The 20,097-nt window shown below is 67.1% G+C and carries 16 protein-coding genes; 6 read left to right on the forward strand and 10 right to left on the reverse strand.

Features of this window, described 5'->3' with window-relative positions:
• Nucleotides 1–109 precede the first annotated feature (109 nt).
• Nucleotides 110–1,597: a TolB family protein gene (locus DFR29_RS11985; protein ID WP_133818834.1), complete on the forward strand. Its 1,488-nt coding sequence runs from the start codon at nt 110–112 to the stop codon at nt 1,595–1,597.
• Between the two features lie 199 nt (nt 1,598–1,796).
• Nucleotides 1,797–2,189, forward strand: a complete 393-nt coding sequence (locus tag DFR29_RS11990; RefSeq protein ID WP_166654044.1) for a GFA family protein — start codon at nt 1,797–1,799, stop codon at nt 2,187–2,189.
• Nucleotides 2,190–2,523: 334 nt separating this feature from the next.
• Here the strand turns inward: DFR29_RS11990 and ligD are convergent, their stop codons facing one another.
• The 4 genes from ligD to greB form a co-directional block, all read right to left on the reverse strand.
• Nucleotides 2,524–5,034, reverse strand: coding sequence for a DNA ligase D (ligD, locus tag DFR29_RS11995; protein ID WP_133818836.1), 2,511 nt, complete (start codon nt 5,032–5,034; stop codon nt 2,524–2,526).
• Between the two features lie 21 nt (nt 5,035–5,055).
• Complete coding sequence (gene ku / locus DFR29_RS12000; protein WP_133818837.1) at nt 5,056–5,928, reverse strand: non-homologous end joining protein Ku; 873 nt, start codon at nt 5,926–5,928, stop codon at nt 5,056–5,058.
• A gap of 77 nt (nt 5,929–6,005) precedes the next feature.
• Entirely contained in the window at nt 6,006–7,034 is a 1,029-nt protein-coding gene (locus DFR29_RS12005) for a DNA topoisomerase IB (protein ID WP_133818838.1), read from the reverse strand.
• 349 nt (nt 7,035–7,383) lie between these two features.
• A complete protein-coding gene (gene greB / locus DFR29_RS12010; RefSeq protein WP_133818839.1) occupies nt 7,384–7,884 on the reverse strand; it encodes a transcription elongation factor GreB in 501 nt (166 codons plus the stop codon).
• Nucleotides 7,885–8,020: 136 nt separating this feature from the next.
• On the opposite strand from greB, the gene DFR29_RS12015 reads away from it, so the two are divergent.
• On the forward strand, nt 8,021–9,493 hold the full coding sequence (locus DFR29_RS12015) for a rhomboid family intramembrane serine protease (RefSeq protein WP_133818840.1): 1,473 nt from the start codon (nt 8,021–8,023) through the stop codon (nt 9,491–9,493).
• A gap of 152 nt (nt 9,494–9,645) precedes the next feature.
• Here the strand turns inward: DFR29_RS12015 and DFR29_RS12020 are convergent, their stop codons facing one another.
• Nucleotides 9,646–10,041 (reverse strand): VOC family protein, encoded by a 396-nt coding sequence (locus tag DFR29_RS12020; RefSeq protein WP_133818841.1) that lies wholly within the window; start codon nt 10,039–10,041, stop codon nt 9,646–9,648.
• A gap of 80 nt (nt 10,042–10,121) precedes the next feature.
• Between DFR29_RS12020 and DFR29_RS12025 the strand changes: the two genes are divergently transcribed.
• On the forward strand, nt 10,122–11,030 hold the full coding sequence (locus DFR29_RS12025) for a cation diffusion facilitator family transporter (RefSeq protein WP_133818842.1): 909 nt from the start codon (nt 10,122–10,124) through the stop codon (nt 11,028–11,030).
• 6 nt (nt 11,031–11,036) lie between these two features.
• On the opposite strand, the gene DFR29_RS12030 is transcribed toward DFR29_RS12025, so the two are convergent.
• From DFR29_RS12030 to DFR29_RS12040, 3 genes are read right to left on the reverse strand one after another with little or no spacing between them, the layout of a single operon-like run.
• Nucleotides 11,037–11,765 (reverse strand): hypothetical protein, encoded by a 729-nt coding sequence (locus DFR29_RS12030; RefSeq protein WP_133818843.1) that lies wholly within the window; start codon nt 11,763–11,765, stop codon nt 11,037–11,039.
• A gap of 33 nt (nt 11,766–11,798) precedes the next feature.
• Entirely contained in the window at nt 11,799–12,299 is a 501-nt protein-coding gene (locus DFR29_RS12035; protein ID WP_133818844.1) for a Slp family lipoprotein, read from the reverse strand.
• Nucleotides 12,296–13,045, reverse strand: a complete 750-nt coding sequence (locus DFR29_RS12040) for an SIR2 family NAD-dependent protein deacylase (protein ID WP_133818845.1) — start codon at nt 13,043–13,045, stop codon at nt 12,296–12,298. The genes DFR29_RS12035 and DFR29_RS12040 overlap by 4 nt, the downstream gene beginning before the upstream one ends.
• Nucleotides 13,046–13,238: 193 nt before the next feature.
• On the opposite strand from DFR29_RS12040, the gene DFR29_RS12045 reads away from it, so the two are divergent.
• Nucleotides 13,239–15,326 carry a S46 family peptidase gene (locus DFR29_RS12045; protein WP_133818914.1) on the forward strand — a complete coding sequence of 696 codons (2,088 nt, stop codon included), beginning with the start codon at nt 13,239–13,241 and terminating at the stop codon, nt 15,324–15,326.
• A gap of 48 nt (nt 15,327–15,374) precedes the next feature.
• Here the strand turns inward: DFR29_RS12045 and DFR29_RS12050 are convergent, their stop codons facing one another.
• Together DFR29_RS12050 and DFR29_RS12055 are read right to left on the reverse strand one after the other, a co-directional pair.
• Nucleotides 15,375–18,242 carry a tetratricopeptide repeat protein gene (locus DFR29_RS12050; RefSeq protein ID WP_133818846.1) on the reverse strand — a complete coding sequence of 956 codons (2,868 nt, stop codon included), beginning with the start codon at nt 18,240–18,242 and terminating at the stop codon, nt 15,375–15,377.
• A gap of 21 nt (nt 18,243–18,263) precedes the next feature.
• Nucleotides 18,264–18,836, reverse strand: coding sequence for an ECF-type sigma factor (locus DFR29_RS12055; protein WP_133818847.1), 573 nt, complete (start codon nt 18,834–18,836; stop codon nt 18,264–18,266).
• 179 nt (nt 18,837–19,015) lie between these two features.
• Here DFR29_RS12055 and miaA point away from each other — a divergent pair, with 179 nt between their 5' ends.
• Complete coding sequence (miaA, locus tag DFR29_RS12060) at nt 19,016–19,960, forward strand: tRNA (adenosine(37)-N6)-dimethylallyltransferase MiaA (RefSeq protein WP_133818848.1); 945 nt, start codon at nt 19,016–19,018, stop codon at nt 19,958–19,960.
• Nucleotides 19,961–20,097 lie beyond the last annotated feature (137 nt).

The raw sequence follows: 20,097 nt of genomic DNA on the forward strand, positions 1-20,097 counted from the left end.
GTGGCACGCAGAAGCGTTTCTTTTCGCCGACGGACCTTCTTTTCGTGCTGAATGGCGAACCAGTAACGGTGTCAGCTCGATATTCGTGGTCGCGTCGATCGGAGTTTCTGTGAGCATTTCCAGTAATTTCCGATCTTGCCTGTTGGGCGCGCTGATGCTGCTGGTGTCTCCCGCAGCATCAGCGCTGGAAGCGAGCGCGCCGGCCATCCTCGGTCGCTCTGTTCTCGGCGGTCCAGCTGCCGGTCCTTGCGTGCTTCCTTTTCTGTCGGGCAATTCGCGATACGTCGTGTTCGTCTGCCAATCTCGCGATCTGGTCTTCGGCGATGACAATGATCGCAGCGACACCCTCTGGGTCGACCGCTATACCGGCGAGGTTCGGCGCGTCAGTCTCAACGCGGCCAATACCGAGCAGAGAAATCACAGTGGGCTGGGATTCCCCTCGTCCGATGGCGGATACGTGGCCTTCAGAGCCGAGGGGCTGTTTCATCCGGACGTGGTTTGGGTGCCGCCGGGTTCGGCAGATGCGTCGACGCCAAACGTATTCCTGAGGACGTTCGTTCCGCCGTCGACCGAGCTGCTTGGTCGGCATCGCAACGGTGAAGGCAATCCCGGGCTTGAAGGCGCGACGTTGCTCCATGCCAATCCCGATCGATACGAAGTGCTGTTTTTCAGCAGGGCGAACTACGTCGGTGCTGCCGGCGAACTTCCCAGTCTTGTGAACGAGATGTTTCTCCGGAATTGGCAAACGGGGGAGGTGGAGCGCATTTCCGCGCGGCCAGATGGGGGGAAAAGTGCGACGGATGCGAATTCGGGAAGCATCTCGAGCGATGGTCGGTATGTGGTTTTCCGGACTCGAGCAAGCGACATCACCGATGACAATCCGCTCGCTCTCAATCAGCTATTCTTGCGTGATCGGCAGGTTGGAATAACACGCCGGCTAACGAGGCCGTGGTTTGGTGGAGAGTTTTCGCCGTCACCGCCGCTCAACGTTGGGCCTAACTATTCCACTCGTCCGAAAATTTCAGAAACAGGCGCCTTCGTGCTTTTTTCAGCAGGACTCAACGATGAGTTCACGCCTGACGATAACATCGGCTTTTCGGACGTGTATCTGCTCGATGTCGGCTCCAGTCATACAGAGTTGATCTCGCGTGGATTCAATGGTGCGCCAACGGATGGCTCGTCAACATCGGCAGCCATGAGTGCCGATGGGCGTTTCGTGGCGTTCTTTTCCCGCGCCAGCAACATCACCACTGTCAGCAATCCCTACAGCGCGATTTACGTCAAAGACCGCATGACGGGCGAGATCGTGAATGTCACGGCCTCGCTGGGGAGAACCAACCCATTGCCGTTCGAGCCGCAGCTCGACCTGTCGCCCGATGGCCGGACGCTGGTGTTCAGCTGGCGCGGCGATGACCCGGCCTATCCGGGCGTGTATAGGCGGGTGCTGATCTATTCGGTGAGCTTGAGCGGCAACGGGCTGACGCCAGAGGTGGTTGCCGTGCCTGCGATGTCCTCTGCCGTGTCGTGGCTTCTCGCGGCACTGGTTGGTGGACTGGCTCTACTGACACTCATCGGGCGCCGGCAATCCACGAGGTAGCTTCGCGCTTACTCGGAAGTCAGCCTGGAGGCGAGCGTCCATCCTCGTCCTTGAGTGAGGGCGGCCGGGGGCGGCATGCGCCGCTGCCGGCGTTTGGCGGTGGTGCGCCGGCGCGGTTGACGCCTGCTGTCCGGGGCTGCTCGAATGCATCGATGCCGGCGCCGTGGCGCCTCTCACACGTGGCACATGGGAGATGGTGATGACGATTCATGGCGCCTGCCTCTGCGGCGCAGTGCACTGGCAGTTTGACGGTGTGCCCGATGGTGCGACAGCGTGCAATTGCACGGCGTGCCGACGCTATGGCGTGCTCTGGGCCTACGACTACGAAGGGGAAGGCATCAGGGTCTCGGGCAGGACGCAGGCGTTTGTCCGCGGCACGGCGCTGGAGTTTCACTTCTGCCCCACCTGCGGCTGCGTGGCGTTTTGGCGTGGGCTGCGGCGGGAGGCCGAAGGGCGTGTGCGGATCGCCGTGAATCTGCGGCTGGCAGAGCCGGAAGCGGTGGCGCAGATTCCCATCGATCACTTCGATGGCCTGGACACGTTCGAAGACCTGCCGCGGGACGGGCGCTGCGTCTCTGACTATTGGTTCTAAATGGGTTGTCCAGCGCATTCGCGTGTTCGCACGCACGCTGTGGGATGTGCGCTGAATAGCCAGTCGCTACCGACCTCGTTGCGCGTCTCTCTTACGGCCCTAATTCTGGCCGGATCGCATCGCGCGCAACATTGCCAATGTGAGCCACAGAGCCAGTGCCGCCAACCTTCCATATCCGGTGGCGGGTACGCTGACCGGGGCCTGGATCGATGTCCTGCGGACGTCGACGGTATAGACCAGCGAGCGACCACCCACTATCGGTTCGGAATCCGGATAGCGCTTCCCGCTGATCCGGAATGCTGTCACGTCGGCTGCCGCCGGGCTGTCGCACCCATCAGCGCGAACGGCGCGGTGTTCCCGGCAGCGACTGGCGTAGACCGTAAAGCGCGCGCCAGGGATCGGACTTGCGCCGCCGGATCTTCTGCAGCGCAGTGGCGATGGTATAGGCGTCGCCGCCGCGCAGGCGCGCCAGTTCGTTCCATTCCAGCGGCATTGCCACGGGCGCGCCGGGGCGTGCCCGCAGCGAGTACGAAGCGACCGAGGTGGCACCGCGGCTGTTGCGCAGCCAGTCGATGAAGATGCGGCCCTTGCGCTTGCTTTTGCCGGCGACGCTGACGAAGGTTTCGGGCCGCTCGGCCGCGAGCGTGACGGCAAGGTCTTGCGCGAAGCGCTTGGCCTGCGCCCAGGCTGCCGGCGGTGCCAGCGGCACGACCAAGTGCAGGCCCTTGCCGCCGGAGGTGCGCAGGAAGGCGCGCAGTCCTACGCCATCGAGGACATCGCGCACGGTGCGCGCGGCGGCCTTGACCTCGCGCCAGGGCACAGACGCGTCCGGATCGAGGTCGAATACGATGCGGTCCGCATGCTCCTGATCGTCGGCCTGCGCGCCCCACGGATGAAATTCGATCACGTTCATCTGCACCAGCTGCAGCAGTCCGGTGGCGTCGTCGACGGCGAGGTAGTCCTTGCTGGCGTTTTTCTCGCGCACCTTCACCGCGTGCACGCGATCGCCCCAGCCCTTGCCTGCATGCTTCTGGAAGAAGCAGGTGCTGGCGATGCCGTCGGGACAGCGCAGCACCGACAACGGCCGGCCGGCAATCTCGGCCAATAGCAGCGGTGCCACGGCGGCGTAGTAGTCGGCGACGTGTTGCTTGGTGATGCCGTCGGCGGGGAACACGCTGCGTTCGGGATGCGTCAGGCGCACCGCGTCCGGTGCGCCGGCGGTGGTTGCCGGGGCAGCGGTGGGCTTGCTCCGCTTCGCCGTGCGTGCGGTGGCGGAACGCAGATCGTCGGGCGATGTTTCCTCGCGCAGGCCTTTGAGTGCGCCCTGGCGTATCAGTCCCTGTCTACCTGTGCCCTGGTGGTGGATCTCCACGACCAGTTCCGGGCACACCCAGCTCGCGCGTTGCAGATCGGGCTTTTCGATCAGTGTGGTTTCCACCGGCGCTGTGTCCACGCGCAGGGCTTCCAGGCGCTTGCGCAATGTGCGCAGCAGCGCGTCGCCGAAACCGGAGCCGACGCGCCCGGCGTATTCGAGTCCGTGGGCGCCGGCACGGGCGAGCAGCAGCGCGCCTATGCCGACCCGGCTGCCGCGGGGCTGGGTATAGCCGACTACGACGAACTCGTCCGAGGGCCGCGACTTGGTCTTGACCCAGTCGCCGTTGCGCTCGCCGCGGTAGGGACTGTCGGCGCGCTTGCTGATGATGCCTTCGAGCCCGGCGCGCACGGCCTGGGCGAACACCGCAGGCCCGTCGCCGCGGTGATGGGTGGAATAGCGCAGCGGCGCCTGCGGCCGCTGCTGCAGCAGGTTTTCCAGTTGCGCCTTGCGCTGGAGCAGCGGCAGCTCGCGCAGCGAACGGCCGTCGAGGTAGGGCAGGTCGAACAGCATCAGCACGAGGCTGGACGTATCGCCTGCGGACAGCGCGGCCTGCAGTGCGTTGAAATTGTCGCGGCCCTTGCGCAGCGCAATCAGCTCGCCGTCGAACTGTGCCGAGGTCGGTGCCAGCGCACGCAGCGCCGCGGCGATGCCGGGCACTTTGTCGGTCCATTCGATGCCGTTGCGCGACCACAGCCGCGCCTTGCCGCGCTGCACCGTGGCGACCAGGCGGTAGCCGTCCCATTTCGCTTCGTGCAGCCACGCGTCGCCGGCCGGAGCCTGCTCCTGCACGCGGCACAGCTGCGGCGCGAACGCGCCTGTGCTCAATGGCGCTTTTTGTCCCACGGCTGATACGGTTTTCCTTGTGGACTTTTTGCCATTTTCCTTGGCCGCCCGCGGCTGCGCCGCCGCTGTCGTTTCCTTCCACACCGACTTGCGCTCGTGCAGCGGAATAGGGCGGTCGGAATGCGGATCGACGAAGTCGTCTGCCTCGCGCGGGCCGGCATAGCTGTCGCGGTGCTTGATCAGCAGCCACTGCGGCTTGCCGCTGTTGCGGCGCGTGCGCACCAGCACCCAGGAGCCGCGCAGGATGTCGCCGTGCAGCGAGAACTTCAGTTCGCCCTTGGCCAGGCCGCTGCGCACGCTGCCTTCGGGTTGCCAGGTGCCGCTGTCGAAGACGTCGACGTGGCCGGCCCCGTAGTTGCCTGCGGGAATGTCGCCTTCGAAGGTCGCGTAGGAAACCGGATGGTCTTCCACTTCGACAGCCATGCGCTTGACCGTGGGGTCGAAGCTGGGGCCCTTGGGCACGGCCCAGCTCTTCAGCGTGCCGCCGTGTTCCAGGCGGAAATCGTAGTGGCGATGGGAAGCGTGGTGCAGCTGCACGACGAAGATGCCGTGCCCCGTCTTGCCGCCTTCGGCCGGTTCCGGTGTCTGCTGGAAATTGCGCTTGCGTTTGTAGGTGGCGAGTCCCATCGGCATTCCTTGGCAGTGTCGCTACGAGGCCTTGCGCCGTCCTGCTGCCTTGCGGCTGCTTTTCTTGGCGGCGGGTTTCTTCGCCGCTGACTTCGTCGCCGGGGTGCGCTTGTTGTCGGCCAGGCTTTGTTTGAGCAAGGAGACGAAATCGACCACGTTGGTCGCCTTTTCCTCGGGCGCTTCGTGCTCGGTTTCGAGGTCTACCGTCTTCTTGTTTTTCAGGCGCTGGTCGATGACCTTCTGCAGCCGTTCGCGGAATTCATCGCGGAAGTCGTCGGGCTTCCACTCGCCCGACAGCGACTCGACCAGTTTCTCGGCCATGGCCAGTTCGTTGCGGCTGACGCGCTGGGCCGTGGCTGGCAGCGGAAATTCCTCGGGTGCGATGACTTCGGCCGGATAGCGCAGCAGGTTCATCAGCAGGGCCTTGCCGCGCGGTATCACGGCGCAGAGGTGCTCGCGCGTGCGGATGACGACGCGGCCTATGCCGATGCGTCCGGTCTTCTCCAGCGTCTGGCGCAGCAGCACGTAGCCTTTCTCGGCGCGCTTGCCCGGTATGAGGTAGTAGGGTTTTTCGAAATATTCCGGGCCTATTGCTGTCGCATCGACGAAGGTTTCCAGGTCGATGGTCTCGTGGCTCTCGGGCGCGGCGGACTTGATGTCCTGCGGCTCCAGCACGACGTAGCTGCCCTTGCGGTATTCGTAGGCCTTGACGATGTCCTTCCACGGCACCTCGCGGCCGGTATCTGCGTTGACGCGCTCGTAGCGCACCGGTTTCTTGTTGCGCGCGTCGAGCATGCGGAAATGCAGGTCCACGCTGCGCTGGCCGCTCATCACCGCGACGGGAATGTGCAGCAGGCCGAATGACAGCGTGCCGTTCCAGATCGGTCTTGCCATGGTGTACTCCGCCTTTGCCAGTGGAATGCCGCTGCCGCGCGAGCACAGCAGCTGCGCCAGCTGCTGCAAGGTTTGTGCTACGCGCCACCGCGCCGGCGCACGGCCTTGAGATAGCTCAGCAGCACGCGTTCGCTGCGGCTCAGGCCGGCGTGTGCGCGCTGCAGCCGCGCCTGCGCCTTGCGGCCCAGCGTGTGCAGCGCAGGATCGGTCGCCGCGAGCAGGGCTGGATGCACGTACATGCGCCGGCACACGGCCGGCGTATTGCCCAGGTCGGCGGCGGCCGCGACCACGGCCTGCTGCAGCACGGCCGCATTGACTGGCCCGTCGCCGGCGAACAGCGCCTCGGCCACGCGCACGCTGGCCGACCAGGTGCGGAAGTCCTTGGCCGTGTAGTCCTCGCCCATGACGGCGCGGATATAGGCATTCACGTCGCCCGAGCTGACGCGCTTGCGCCGGCCCGCATCGAGGTACTGGAACAGGTGCTGGCCCGGCAGATCCTGGCAGCGGCGGATCAGCCGCGCCAGCGCGGCATCCTCGAAGTCCAGTACCTGGGCCTGTTTCGACTTGCCGCGAAAGGCCAGGCGAATGCGATCGCCGCGCACGCGTACATGGCGCGTGCGCAAGGTGCTGGCGCCGTAGGAACCGTTGTCCCTGGCATAGGATTCGTTGCCCACGCGCAGGCGTGCGCGGTCGAGCAGGCGCACGACCGCGGCCAGCACGCGTTCGCGCACCGCGCCGCGTTCGCGCAGATCCTGTGCCACGCGCCGGCGCAGCGCCGGCAGGCGCGCGGCGAAGTCCAGGCTGCGCTGGAACTTGACCTCGTCGCGCCGGGCACGCCAGTCGGCGTGATAGCGGTATTGCTTGCGCCCGCGCGCGTCGCGCGCCGTGGCCTGGATATGGCCGCGGCGATGCGGGCATATCCACACGTCTTCATACGCCGGCGGAATCGCCAGCGCGCGGATGCGGGCGAGTTCGCGCGGATTGACGATACGGCGGCCGCGCCGGTCGACGTAGTCGAAGCGGCTGCCACGACGCCGGCGCTGCCAGCCGGGCTCGCTGTCGCTCACATAGACCAGTCCTGCCTTGCGTGCGGTCTTGTCTGTCATGCCGCCATAGTGCAGATGCGGCGTGAACGAAATATCCAGGCACGGGCATCGGCCTGGACGCAGCGGGCAATGCGCACTGCCTGGCGCTGCGGCAGCGCAGGCTGCACGATCCTGCGGGGGGCTGCGTGCGGGTTGGCAGCGAGGACGATGCCATCGACATTCCGCTGCGGCGCGGCCGCCACGCCGTACACAAGGCCAGCACGCTGTTGCGCACGGCGACGCTGTTTCCACAAAACAACTTCAGTCCGGCCTTCTCCTGGGGCGGAACTTCGCCGCGCCGCGAGACGGCCTGTCGTATAACGGCTTCAAGCCATTGCAGCGGGAACAAATAGCATTCTGTCAGGCGCTTTCAGCCTTCGTAGCTGACGTCGACAATCACAAAACTCGCCCGCCCTCCCGGCAGCTCGGCGCTGAATTCGTCGTCGATGCGCTTGCGCAGCGCGGCGCGGGCGAGCGGGGAGTCGATGCTGATCCAGCCCAGCGGGGCATCTGTTTCGTCGGGGCCGACGATGCGGTAGCGGTGTTCGGTGCCGCTGTCGTCTTCCAGCACGATCCAGGCGCCGAAGTAGATCGCCTTTCGGTCGGTCGGGGCGTCCGGGCCGATCTTCAGGCATTGCAGGCGCTTGCCCAGGTAGCGCACGCGCCGGTCGATCTCGCCGAGTTGCTTTTTCCTATAGGTATACTCGGCGTTCTCCGAGCGGTCGCCTTCGGCCGCCGCGGCGGCCAGGGCGCGCACGACTTCGGGGCGGCGTTCGCGCCAGAGGTGGTCCAGTTCGATCTTGAGCTTGTCGTGTCCGGCGCGCGTGATCAGCGCGGTGGATGCGGCCTGGGGTGGACGCCAGCGTCCCATCGGCAATTACCCGTAGATGATGTGCGTGGCCGCTATTGTGGCGGTTTGGCCGCGCCAGGAAAGCCCGCCCTCATGGCCGCGTTGCGGCGGCCTGGCCGCGGCGTAGAATCCGCGCTTCGTTCCGGGGGGAATCCGCTTGCTTATCCTGCCGCTGCACCGGCCGTTCAACCGCGCCAATTTTCCGTTCGCGACCATTGCCCTGGTGCTGGTCAACGCCTTCGTGTTCTTTTTCCTGCAGAGCCAGGACGAGGCGGCCGGCGAACGCGCCCTGCGCTATTACCAGCAGGCGCAGCTGGGCCGGGTGGAGTTGCCGGTCTATCGCGAATGGCTGGCGCAGCACCCGGATGCGCGGCGGCAACAGCTGCTGGAGCAGTACGGCGAGATGCCGGCACTGACGGTGCAGCTGATCCAGAGCGATGCGGATTTCCTGGAGGCACTGCGCGCCGACCGCCTGGTCACCGCGGAGAACGCGCACTACGCCAGCTGGAAGGAAGGCCGCAGCGAATTCGACCGGCTGTGGCAGCGGCGTTTTACCGAGCGGCATCAGCTGCAGTATTCCGGGTTCTCGCCGGCGCGCCTGTTCACTTCGATGTTCCTGCACGGCGATTTCGGCCATCTGCTGGGCAATATGGTGTTCCTCGTCATGCTCGGCCTGCTGGTCGAAGGGGCGCTGGGTTCGGCCCTGTTCCTCGCCGTCTATCTGCTGGGTGGGCTGGGCGGATCGCTGGTGTCACTGGCCTTGCACTGGGGCGAGCCCGGCGGCGCGCTGGGTGCGTCCGGTGCGATTGCTGCGCTGATGGGCGCGTACTGCGTGCTGTGGGGACTGCGCAAGGTACGGGTGTTCTGGTGGGCTTTTGTCGTCTTCGATTATTCGCGCATCGCGGCCTTGTGGCTGTTGCCGTTCTGGCTGGGCTGGGAGCTGTTCAACCTGCTCGCCAACCCCGATGCAGGCATCGGCTTCGACGCGCATGCGGGCGGTATCGCCAGTGGCGCGCTGCTGGCCTGGGGCGTGCGTGCGATGGGCTGGGAACGGCGCGAATTCCTCGACGAAGACGAAAAGGCCGACCAGGCCAAGGCGCAGCAGGACGGCCTGGAGTTGGCCCTGCAGCATCTGGGCCGGCTGGAAGTCGCCCCGGCGCGCAAGTTGCTGGAGCCGCTGGACCGCGCCGGGCCGCCGTCGCTGGATGTGCGCATCGCGCTGTACCGCTGCGCGCGTTACGCCAAGTTGCCGGCTGCCATGCGCGATGCCTTGCAGCGTGTGCTGGAATTGCCGCTGGCCGATGCGGCGGCGGTGCGCAAGGTCAAGGCCGTCATCGACGACTACCTCAAGGTGGATGCCGACGGTCTGGTACTGCAGCCGGCGCAGTCGCTGCAGCTGGCGCGGGCCTGGCTGCGCATCGGCGCCGACAAGGACGCGGAACCGCTGCTGCGCGAGCTGGGCCAGCGCCTGCCGGATCATCCGGGCCTGGCCGAGCTGTGTTGGCAGGTGGCGCAGCGCGCCCGCGAAGGCTCGGCCGACTGGCGCGCGCGGCTGGAACTGATCGTGCGGCATTGCCCGCGCAGCGAGCTGGCGCCGAAGGCGCAGTTCCTGCTCAGCCAGACGCCTTAGCGCCTGACAGCGTGCAATACGCTGCCGGTGGCCGTGGCTTGGCTTGGCTTGGAGCCCTCCCTTGACGGGGAGGGCTAGACACCCGGTAGCTTGGCGATGGTGTCAGACGCTCTCAGGCACGCTGGGGATCAGCCGCTGCCGGCGTGTTCCGGTCAGCTCTGGAATTGTGCAAAGGTGACAAAGTGGCCGCCGGGCTCGCGGTAGCCGATCTCGTTCGAGCCGTAGAACGTGGTGCGCCGTTCCAGCACGACTTCGCAACCCTGCAAGGCGGCGATCACCGCGTCCAGGTCGGCTACTTCGACGAACAGCCAGGTCTTGTCGCCGTCGAACTGGCGCGCGTAGGCGGCGGCGTCGTCTTCCAGCGAGGCCACGCTCTGCAGCATCACCTCGACCGCGTCCTTGCGCAGGATGACGAAGCCCAGGCGGTCGCCGTGCGGCACTTCGGCAATCACGGGGAAGCCCAGGCGGTCGCGCCAGAATTCCAGGCTGGGTTCAATGGCGTCGACGAACAGGACCGGTGTGCTGCGGCGAATGACGGGTGTGGACATGGGTTTCTGTCTTCCGGTGGAGGGGGCGGCCGATGATAAACTCGGCCTTCTGTCACCGGGGCATCAGCAGGGAGTTGGAGATGGCTGGAAAAGCGGATTCGGTAAAGACGATCTTTTATGCCCTGGGCGCCAACTTCGCGATCTTCGTCGCCAAGCTGGTTGCAGCGATCATCACCGGGTCTGGTTCCATGCTCGCCGAAGCGGTGCATTCGCTGGCCGATTGCGGCAACCAGGGCCTGCTGCTGCTCGGTCTCAAGCGCGCCAAGGCGCCACCGTCGCCGGATTTTCCGCTGGGCTTCGGCAAGGCCATCTACTTCTGGTCCTTCCTCGTCGCGCTGATGCTGTTCAGTGTCGGCGGTATGTTTTCCATCTATGAGGGCATGCACAAGCTGGCCCATCCCGAACCGCTGAAATGGGGCTGGCTGGCGGTCGGCGTGCTGACCTTCGGCATCATCGCCGAGAGTTTTTCCATGTGGGGCTGCGTGCGCGAAGTGAACAAGGCGCGCGGCGGGCAAACCCTGTGGCGCTGGTTCCGCGACAGCCGCCAGAGCGAGCTGATCGTGATCTTCGGCGAAGACCTCGCCGCCTTGCTTGGCCTGGTGTTTGCGCTGATCGCGGTGCTGCTGACCATGGCCACCGGCAACCCGATGTACGACGCGGCCGGTTCCATCGGCATTGGCGTGCTGCTGATCGTGGTGGCGGTGTTCATTGCGGTCGAGGTGAAGGCGCTGCTGATCGGGCAGGGCGTGGAGCCGCGCACCAAGCAGGCCATGCTCAACCTGCTCAACGAGCGCAGCGAGATCAAGCAGGTCTACAACCTGCTCACCCTGCAGCTGGGCCCGGACGTGATGGTGGCGGTGAAGGCGGAAATGGCGCGCTTTCTCTCGCCGCGCGACATGATCGACGACATCAACCGGGTGGAAGCGGCGCTGCGCGAGCAGTTCCCGGAAATCCGCTGGTGCTTCTTCGAGCCGGACATGAAGGACTGAAACCGTTCAGTCGCCGGCGTAGAACAAGCCTTCTATCGCCGTGCTGCCGTCGTCCTGGCCGGGCAGGTAGGCCCAGCCGACGATGCCTTCGGCGCTGAGCAGCAGGTAGTTCGGGTTCTGGCCGCTGTCGTCCACCGTGCTGTTGTCGTTGAGCAGCACGGTGACGCTGCTGCCGGCGGGCAGTACCACGCCGGTGGTCGCGGCCGTGGCGCCCGGCGCGCGGCGCAGCGGGATTGCCGCGCGGGTCTTGCCGGTCAGCCCGACGTGCAACAGCGGCTGCACCAGTTCTGTAAACCTGTCGCCGTCCCAGCGGAACACCTTGCGCTGGTCGTAGTAGTTGTCGCTATGGCCGGCGACGACGATGCGGCCGTCGCCGGGAAAGGCGAATTCGCTGCCCGGCGCGTCGAATACGTTTTTCTCCGGCACGTCGGTATTCGGCAGCAGGCGGCAGCGGGGATCGGCGCTGGGGCCGGAGTCGCAGTACAGGGTCAGCGGCGGGATGCCCTTGCCCAGCCGCAGCCGCAGCGGCAGCGCGACATACACACCGGCCTGCTCGACCTCGTTCATCCAGGACGGTCGATCGGTGACTTTTTCGGACTGGTCCTTGGCATACAGCACGCGTATGCCTTCGTTTTCCAGTTTCAGCGGCGTTAACTGCGGAAACACGGCGGCGAGATCGGCGGCCAGGGCGCAGCCCGGCAGCAGTGCGGCGAGCAGCAGGCAACGAGCAGTCACGGGCGTTACTCCAAAAAACAGGGCGCGCCGACTTTAGCGGATATGCACGCCGACACCGATGCCGATGTGCCATTGTGGCCGGTCGAACTGGAAGCCCGGCGGCCAGCGGTGTACGTGTTCGGCCTCGACCAGCGGGAAGACGTAGTCGCGTTCGCCGACATGGCCGGCACGCATGCCGGCGATGCGGCCGTTCAAGGTGACGAACAGGCCGTCGGGATAGTCGTGGCGCTCCACGTAGCCGGGCAGCACGATGATGAAGCGGCCCTGGCTGGGCGCCTGCGGCAGCGGGCGCTGGGCGCGGTCCAGCGGGTAGGCGAGGATGGTCACTTCGGTGCTGCTGTCGCGGTTTTCCAGCGCCAGGATGCTGCCGCCCCAGAGTACCTGCGCACCGGTGTGCTGTTCCGGTTCGGCGGCGGCCTCGTACGGCAGTACCGCCGACAGGCCCGGGCCGGTCGCGATGACCGGCCGGCTGACGCAGCCGCCGAGCAGGGCGGCGGCAAGAAATAAACAGATCAGCAAAATACCTTTGTTCATGCGTGTACTCCGTTCCAGGCGGCCAGCACGGCCGGCAGTGCCACGCCGGCGGCCAGCGGCAGGCACAGGTCGGCCTGGCCGGACAGCGGCGTGCGTTGCGGATTGATTTCGGCGAACCAGGCGCCGTGGCGCTGTGCCTCGGCGGGCAGTCCGGCGGCGGGATGGACCAGGGCTGAGGTGCCTATGGCCAGTACCACGTCGCAGTCGGCCGCAGCCGCATAGGCCTGTTCCAGCGCGGCGGCGGGCAGGTTTTCGCCGAACCAGACCACGCCGGGGCGGGCCAGTCCGCGCGGATGGTGCGGCGATGGTGGGGGTTCCTGCGGATGCGCGGCCAGCCAATCGGCATCGATCGCCTGGCCGGTGATGGAGCAGAGAGTGCGCGCGATGGAGCCGTGCAGGCAGATGGCGTCGTGGAAGCCGGCGCGCTGGTGCAGGTCGTCGACGTTCTGCGTGACCAGGGTTGTCGGCAGGCGCCGGGCGATCTCGACCAGGGCGTAGTGAGCCGCATTCGGCTGCGCCCGGGCGATCTGGTCACGACGCCAGGCATACCAGCGCCACACCAGGGCGGGATCGCGCGCAAAGGCTTCGGGCGTGGCCAGGTCTTCGGGGCGGAAACGTGCCCACAGCCCGGTCTGCGCATCGCGAAACGTGGCAATACCGGACTCGGCCGATACGCCGGCGCCGGTCAGTACCAGCAGGCGGCGTGCCTGGCTCAGCGTGGCAGCCAGCTGGCGTACGGGTTCCATGGCAACAGTTTCCATAATCCCAGTGTGGCATGCCAGGCAGACGGCGGCGCATGACTTTCGGCGGTGGATGCGCTGTAACGCATGCGGCATAAGCGAAGGTTACGTCCTGAGATTGGGGAATCCCTCCGTGCACCGCCGTCTTGTTGCTCTCATTGCCGCTTGCCTCGCCGTTTCCGCCCATGCCGACGAAGGCATGTGGCAGCCGGCCCAGCTGCCGTCCATCGCCGCCCAGCTCAAGCAGCGCGGACTGGAGCTGGACCCTTCGCGCCTGACCGACCTGACCGGTCCGACCATGGGCGCGGTCGTCAGCATCGGCGGCTGCACGGCCTCGTTCGTTTCGCCCGAGGCGCTGGTGGTGACCAATCATCACTGTGCCTACGGCGCCATCCAGTACAACTCGACGGCGGAAAAGAACCTGATCAAGGACGGTTTCCTCGCCCGCAGCCAGGCCGAGGAACTGCCCGGCGATCCGAACCAGCGCGTCTACGTCACCGACGAGATCCGCGACATCACTGCGGAAATCACCGGCAAGCTCGACCCCAAGCTCGGCGGCATCGAGCGCTACAACGCGATCGACAAGGCACAGAAGGCCGCCGTGGCGAAATGCGAAAAACCCGGCGTTCGCTGCGACGTATACAACTTCCATGGCGGCTACAGCTTCCAGCTGGTGCGCCAGCGCGAGATCAAGGACGTGCGCCTGGTCTACGCGCCGCCGTCGGCGATCGGCAAGTTCGGCGGCGATGTGGACAACTGGATGTGGCCGCGCCACACCGGCGACTTCAGCTTCCTGCGCGCCTACGTGGCCAAGGACGGCAGCTCCAAGCCGTATTCCAAGGACAACGTTCCGTTCAAGCCCAAGCACTTCCTGCCGGTGAACGCGCAGGGCCTGGAGCCGGGCGATTTCGTCATGGTCGCTGGCTATCCGGGCCGTACCAACCGCTATCGCCTGGCCGAGGAAACCCGCGACGCAATCGACTGGCAGTACCCGACCAATATCGGCTGGTATACCGAGATTCTTGCGCTGATCGGCGCTGCCGGCGGCAAGGACCCGGCCGTGGCAGTGAAATACGCCAACGCCGTGGCCAGCTACAACAACTATCTGAAGAATTTCCGCGGCCAGCTGGAAGGCCTGGCCAAGGCGCATGCGGTCGACGTGAAGACCGCCAAGGAAACCGCGCTGCTGCAATGGCTGGCTGCCCAGGGTGGCGAAACCGCCAGGCTCGCCGACGACATTACCGCCCTGCGCGGCGTGCTGGCGCAGCAGCGCGCGCTGCGCGACCGCGACCTGGTGCTGGGTTATTTGAATCGTATAGGATTATACAATTCAGCATATAACATCTACCGCACCTCGATCGAGCGCACCAAGCCCGATCTGCAGCGCGAGCAGGGCTACCAGGCGCGCGACGAGATCAAGCTCGAAGGCAACCTGCGCCAGCTGGAGCGGCGCATGGACGCGGGCGTCGACCAGCAGCTGTTCCTGCATTTCCTGCGCGGTTATGTGAAGTTGCCGGCCGGCCAGCGCGTGGCGGCACTGGATACCTGGCTGGGTGCGGCGGCGAGCGACGATGCGGCGCTGGTGCAGAAAGTCGCCGCGCTGTACGCCGGCAGCAAGCTGACCGACGTGAACGAGCGCCTGACGTGGTTCAAGGCCAAGCGCAGCGAGATCGAGGCGTCCGGTGACGAAGGTCTCAAGCTGATGGTCGCGCTGATGCCGGACCTGCTGCAGATCGAGAATGCCCGCAAGCAGCGCAGCGGCGACGAGCTGCGCCTGCGGCCGCGCTTCATGCAGGCGATGATCGCCTACAACGAATCGCTGCAGCAGCCGGTGTATCCGGATGCGAACAGCTCCCTGCGCGTCACCTTCGGCCAGGTGCAGGGCATCAGGAAGGACGGCGTGGAGTTCACGCCGTTCACCAGCGGCGACGGCATCGTCGCCAAGACCACCGGTGCCGATCCGTTCGACACGCCGGCCAAGGAGTACCAGGCTCTGGTCGCCCGCGACTACGGCAGCTATGCCTCGGCCAAGAGCGGCCAGCTGCCGGTAAATTTCCTCGCCGACCTGGACATCACCGGCGGCAATTCCGGTTCGCCAGCGCTGGATGCCCAGGGTCGCCTGGTCGGCCTGGCCTTCGACGGCAACTGGGACAGCGTCAGTGCCGACTGGATCTTCGAGCCGAAGCTGACCCGTTCCATCCAGGTCGACGTGCGCTACATGCTGTGGATCATGGACAAGATCGACGGCGCGCAGAACCTGCTCAAGGAAATGGGTGTGGCGCGCTGAGCGCCACGCTGTTCTGACGCGGGCCGCAGTTCCGGTGCGGCGGGGTACTTACGGGCGCAGTGACGGCAGCGCATCCCAGCGCTGCCGCAGCGCATCGGCGGCGGGCCGCGCCTGCATCGCGGCGCGGATCCGTTCGGCCTGCGCGCGGCTGGCCTGCAGCTCGCCCTGGCCGGCCAGCAGTTCGGCCAGGCCCAGGCGGGCTTCGAGCACGGCTGGCGGGCCGGCTGTGGCTGCCGTGTCCGCGATGCGCAGCGCCGCCTCGAAATGCGCGCGGGCCGCTGTCACATCGCCGGAGGCAAGGTCGAGCATGGCCACATTCGCCTCGCGTTCGATCAGGTCGACATGGTTTGCCGGCAGCAGTTCGCGGCTGCGCGCGAGCGCTTCGCGCAACAGCGGTGCGGCCTCGTCGCGCCGGCCAGCGACAAGCAGGCTCTTGCCCAGCGCGCCGCGCGCCCGCTGGGTTTCCGGCGACTGCTCGCCGCGCGCGGCGAGCACGATCTCCAGCGCGCGCCGGCCTGCGGCGACGGCGTCGTCCGGGCGGCCCAGCTGGCGCAGGGCGACGGCGCGGGTCTGCAGTGCCGCGGCGGTCACGCTGCGCCAGTCGCCGCTGGCCTTGTCGAAGGCGGCAATGGCCTGGGCGGCAACGGCTTCGGCTTCCGCGTAGCGCAGTTGCAGCCCCAGCGCAGTGGCGAGATTGGTACGAGTCTGGGCGATCTGCGGGTCGTCTTCGCGGTAGAGCGCCTGGCGGATACGCAGCGCCTCGCGCAGCGGCGGCTCGGCCGCGGCACCGTCGCCGCGCACCAGGGCGACCAGGGCCAGGTTACCCAGGTGGCGCGCATGGACGGAATCGGGGCGCGGGAAAACCTGCGCATCGATCGCGACGGTTTCGCGCAGCGCCGCTTCGGCTTCGTCCAGGCGGCCCAGGCTGCGCAGCGACTCGCCCAGGTTGCTCAGGCTGATGCCCAGATCCACGTGGACAGGACCGTGCAGGCGGCGGTTCAGCGCGACCGCCTCGACCAGGTAGGGCAGCGACTCGGCGGCGCGGCCGCCCAGTGCGAGCGTGGTGCCCAGGTCGTTCAGGCTGAGCGCCACGTCTTCGCCGGGCGGCTGTTGCAGCTGGCGGCGCAGCTGCAGCGCCTGTTGCAGCTGCGCCACGCCGGCGTCGAGCTGCTTGCGCTGGCTCAGTACCGCGCCTAGCAGGTTGCGCAGGCGCGCTTCCTGCGCCAGGTCGCGGCCGGCATTCAGGGCAAGGCCGCGCTGCAGCAGGACTTGTGCTTCCTCGTAGCGGTTGCGCCGGCGCTGCAGATAAGCCAGTTCGTACACGCTGTCGACCAGCTGGCGGGTTTCGCCGGCACCGGCCTGTTCGTAGAGACGGATGGATTCCTGCAGCAGCGGTTCTGCTTCGTCGTACAGGCTCAGCTGAACGTGGATGCGGCCGAGCACGCCGAGCAGATCGGCCTGCAACAGCGGCTGCGCCGCCAGTTCGCTGCGCGCCCGCAGGGCGCCGCGGGCCAGCAGTTCGCGGGTATCGGGCACCTGGCTGGCGGCACTGCCGGGCACGGCGTTCTCGAACAGGCCGGTGAGGAAATCCTGTACGGCAGCACCCCGGCGCGACGCCTGTTCGATGCGCTGGGCCTGCAGCAGCACCGCGGCCATGCCGCCGAGCAGGGCCAGCACGGCCAGGGCTGCCAGCGCGACCGCCAGGCGGTTGCGTCGCAGGAACATGCGCAGGCGATAAGCATGGCGCGGGCCGCTGCCGCGTATCGCGCGGCCCTGCTGCCAGGCGACCAGGTCGTCGGCCAGGCGCTGCACGCTGGAATAGCGCCGCTGCGGTTCTTTCTCCAGCGTCCGGCCGAGGATGCGGCTCAGATCGCCGCGTACCTGGCGGCGGAAAGCGCTGGCACTGGTGGCGCGCGCGGCCAGGTGTGCGGCACGCCCCGCCTGGGCCTCGCTGCGCGACAGGTTCTGCGTGGTGCGCGCGATGGCCGCCAGCGGCGGCAGGAACGGTGCCGAGCCGGCGATGCGGCCGGCGGCCTGGGCGTCGTGGCGCGGCACCTGGTAGGGCAGTACGCCGGCCACCAGTTCGTACAGGATCATGCCCAGCGAATACACGTCGGCAGCGATGCCGACGGGCTCGTCGCCGAACTGTTCCGGCGCGGCGTATTGCGGCGTCAGGGCGCGGCGGCTGTCCAGTGCAGTGAGCGGCGCTTCGGTGTCGCCGGCATCGCCGTGCAGCAACCCGGCGATGCCGAAGTCGAGCAGGCGCACCTGGCCCTGGGCATCGACCAGGATATTGCCGGGCTTGAGATCGCGGTGGACGACCAGCTGGCTGTGGGCATAGTCCACGGCGCTGCAGACATCGAGAAACAGTGCGACGCGGCCGTGCAGGTCCAGCCGCTGCGCATCGCACCAGTGCGTGATGATCTGGCCCTGCACGTAGTCCAGTGCGAACCAGGGCCGTCCGTCGGCGGCAATGCCGCCGTCGATGAAGCGGGCGAGGTTGGCATGCGACAGGCGCGCCAGGATGCGCCGCTCGCGCAGGAAACGCGCGTGTACGTCGTCGAAGTCGTAGCCGCGGCGGATCAGCTTGATCGCCACCTGCTGGCGCAAATCCGCCGGCTCGCGCTGTGCCCGGTAGACCACGCCCATGCCGCCGCGGCCGATGCGCTCGATCACGCGGAACGGGCCGAGCAGGCTGCCGATCAGGGCATCGGCGTATGCGTTGCTGGGGTCTTCGGCATCGGCCTGGTCGAGTTCGCGTTCGACGGCCTGCGCGCTGGCCAGCAAAGCGGCGACGCGGGCGCTCAGCGCCGCGTCGTCGCCGCAGTGCTGCTGGATTGCCGCGGCGGCTGCGGCCGGGTCGAGATCCAGCGCGGCGCGCACGATATCCAGCGCGCGCCGTTCGCGTTCATCCATCGGCTGCGGCCGGCAGCACGTTCAGTGGCTGCCGGCCAGGCGCGAACGCAGCCAGGCCTGCGCAGCGGCCCAGTCGCGCTGCGCCGTGCGCCGGGTGACGCCGAGGGCATCGGCGATCTCGCCCATTTCCAGGCCGATGAAATAACGCAGCTGCACAACCTGGGCCATGCGCGGCTGCACTGATTCCAGCTCGGCCAGGGCGTGGTCGAGTTCTTCCAGGTCGGTAGCGTCGGGAATGGGCAGTTCCAGCGCATGGCAGAAATCGTCGCGGCGCCAGTCGCCGCCGTGCTTGGCGCTGGCGCTGGCGCGCAGGCGGCTGATCAGGATCTGCCGCATCATGCGTGCGGCGGCGTTGAACAGATGATGGGAGTCTTTCAGTTCTGCCGCAGGCCGTTCCAGCAGGCGCAACAGTACGTCGTGGACCAGGGCGGTCGGCTGCAGGGTCGTGTGGCCGTCCTTGTGACGCAGCTGGGCCGCAGCGACGCGGCGCAGGTCGGCGTAGACCAGCGGCAGCAGGCGTTCCAGCGCGCCAGCGTCGCCGCTGTGCCAGCGCTGCAGCAGATGGGTTACCTCGGGTTCGGCAGAGCGCTCCATGCGCCGACCATAACCAAGCCCGCCGCCGGTGGCAAAGCGGCCCTCAGCACCGTGGCGTACTGGACGGTCCGGCGCCCGGCATGCGCGGCAACCTGAAAAAAGTAGAGAAAAACATAGGTGTACGGCCGTGCCGCCGGGGGCGTTCGCCCGGGCGCGAGCGGGCTGGCTACAATGGGCGGATGCCTGTCTTCGATCCGCGTCCTGCTGCCGTCCTGTTGATGGGCCCTACTGCTTCGGGCAAGACCGCGCTGGCCTGTGCCTTGGCCGAGCGCTTTCCGCTGGAGCTGATCAGCGTCGATTCGGCCCTGGTCTATCGCGGCCTGGATATCGGCAGTGCCAAGCCCGATGCGGCCACGCTGCAGCGTTATCCGCACCGCCTGATCGACATCCGCGAGCCCGAGCAGGCGTATTCGGCCGGCGATTTCCGCGACGATGCCTTGCGCGAAATGACCGCGATCGCGGCAAGCGGGCGTGTACCGCTGCTGGTCGGCGGTACCGGCCTGTACTTCCGCGCGCTGACGCGCGGCTTTGCCGACCTGCCCACTGCCGATGCCGCGCTGCGCGCGCAGCTGCAGGCCGAATTGGCGCAGGTCGGGCTGCAACGCCTGCATGCGCGGCTGCAGCAGCAGGATCCGCTTGCTGCGACCCGTATCCGTGCCAGCGACACCCAGCGAGTGTTGCGCGCCCTGGAAGTGATGGCCTTGACTGGCCGCCGACTGAGCGAGCTGCAGCAGGCGCCGCCGCCGCCGCGGCCGCCGTTCCGCCTGCTGGGCCTGGCCCTGGTGCCGCAGGACCGCGCACCGCTGCACGAACGCATAGCCCAGCGCTTCGCGCAGATGCTGCAGGACGGGCTGATCGACGAAGTCCAGCGCCTGCGCGCCCGTCCCGGTCTGCATGCCGACCTGCCGGCGATGCGTGCCGTCGGCTATCGTCAGGTGTGGCAGTTCCTCGACGGCGAATTTCCCCGCCAGCAATTGCTGGAGCGCGGTATCTTTGCCACGCGCCAGCTGGCCAAGCGGCAGATCACCATGCTGCGGGCCGAGCTGGACTCGCGCTGGCTCGACCCCGAACGCGTCGATACCCCGGCGCGGGCGGCACAGGCGCTACAGCTTTTTCTCGATTGAGCGGCACTGCTGCGCATTTCATATCCAGCCGGCGTTCTCGCCGCATTCAAGAACGGTTAACATCCAGCCACTTGGACCGGGGCGCCGGGTTTTTATTGGGGCGCGTTCCCCGCTGCTTTTTTTCCGGTTCGCTTCAG

This window comes from Tahibacter aquaticus (genome assembly GCF_004363655.1).
Classification (GTDB): Bacteria; Pseudomonadota; Gammaproteobacteria; order Xanthomonadales; family Rhodanobacteraceae; genus Tahibacter; species Tahibacter aquaticus.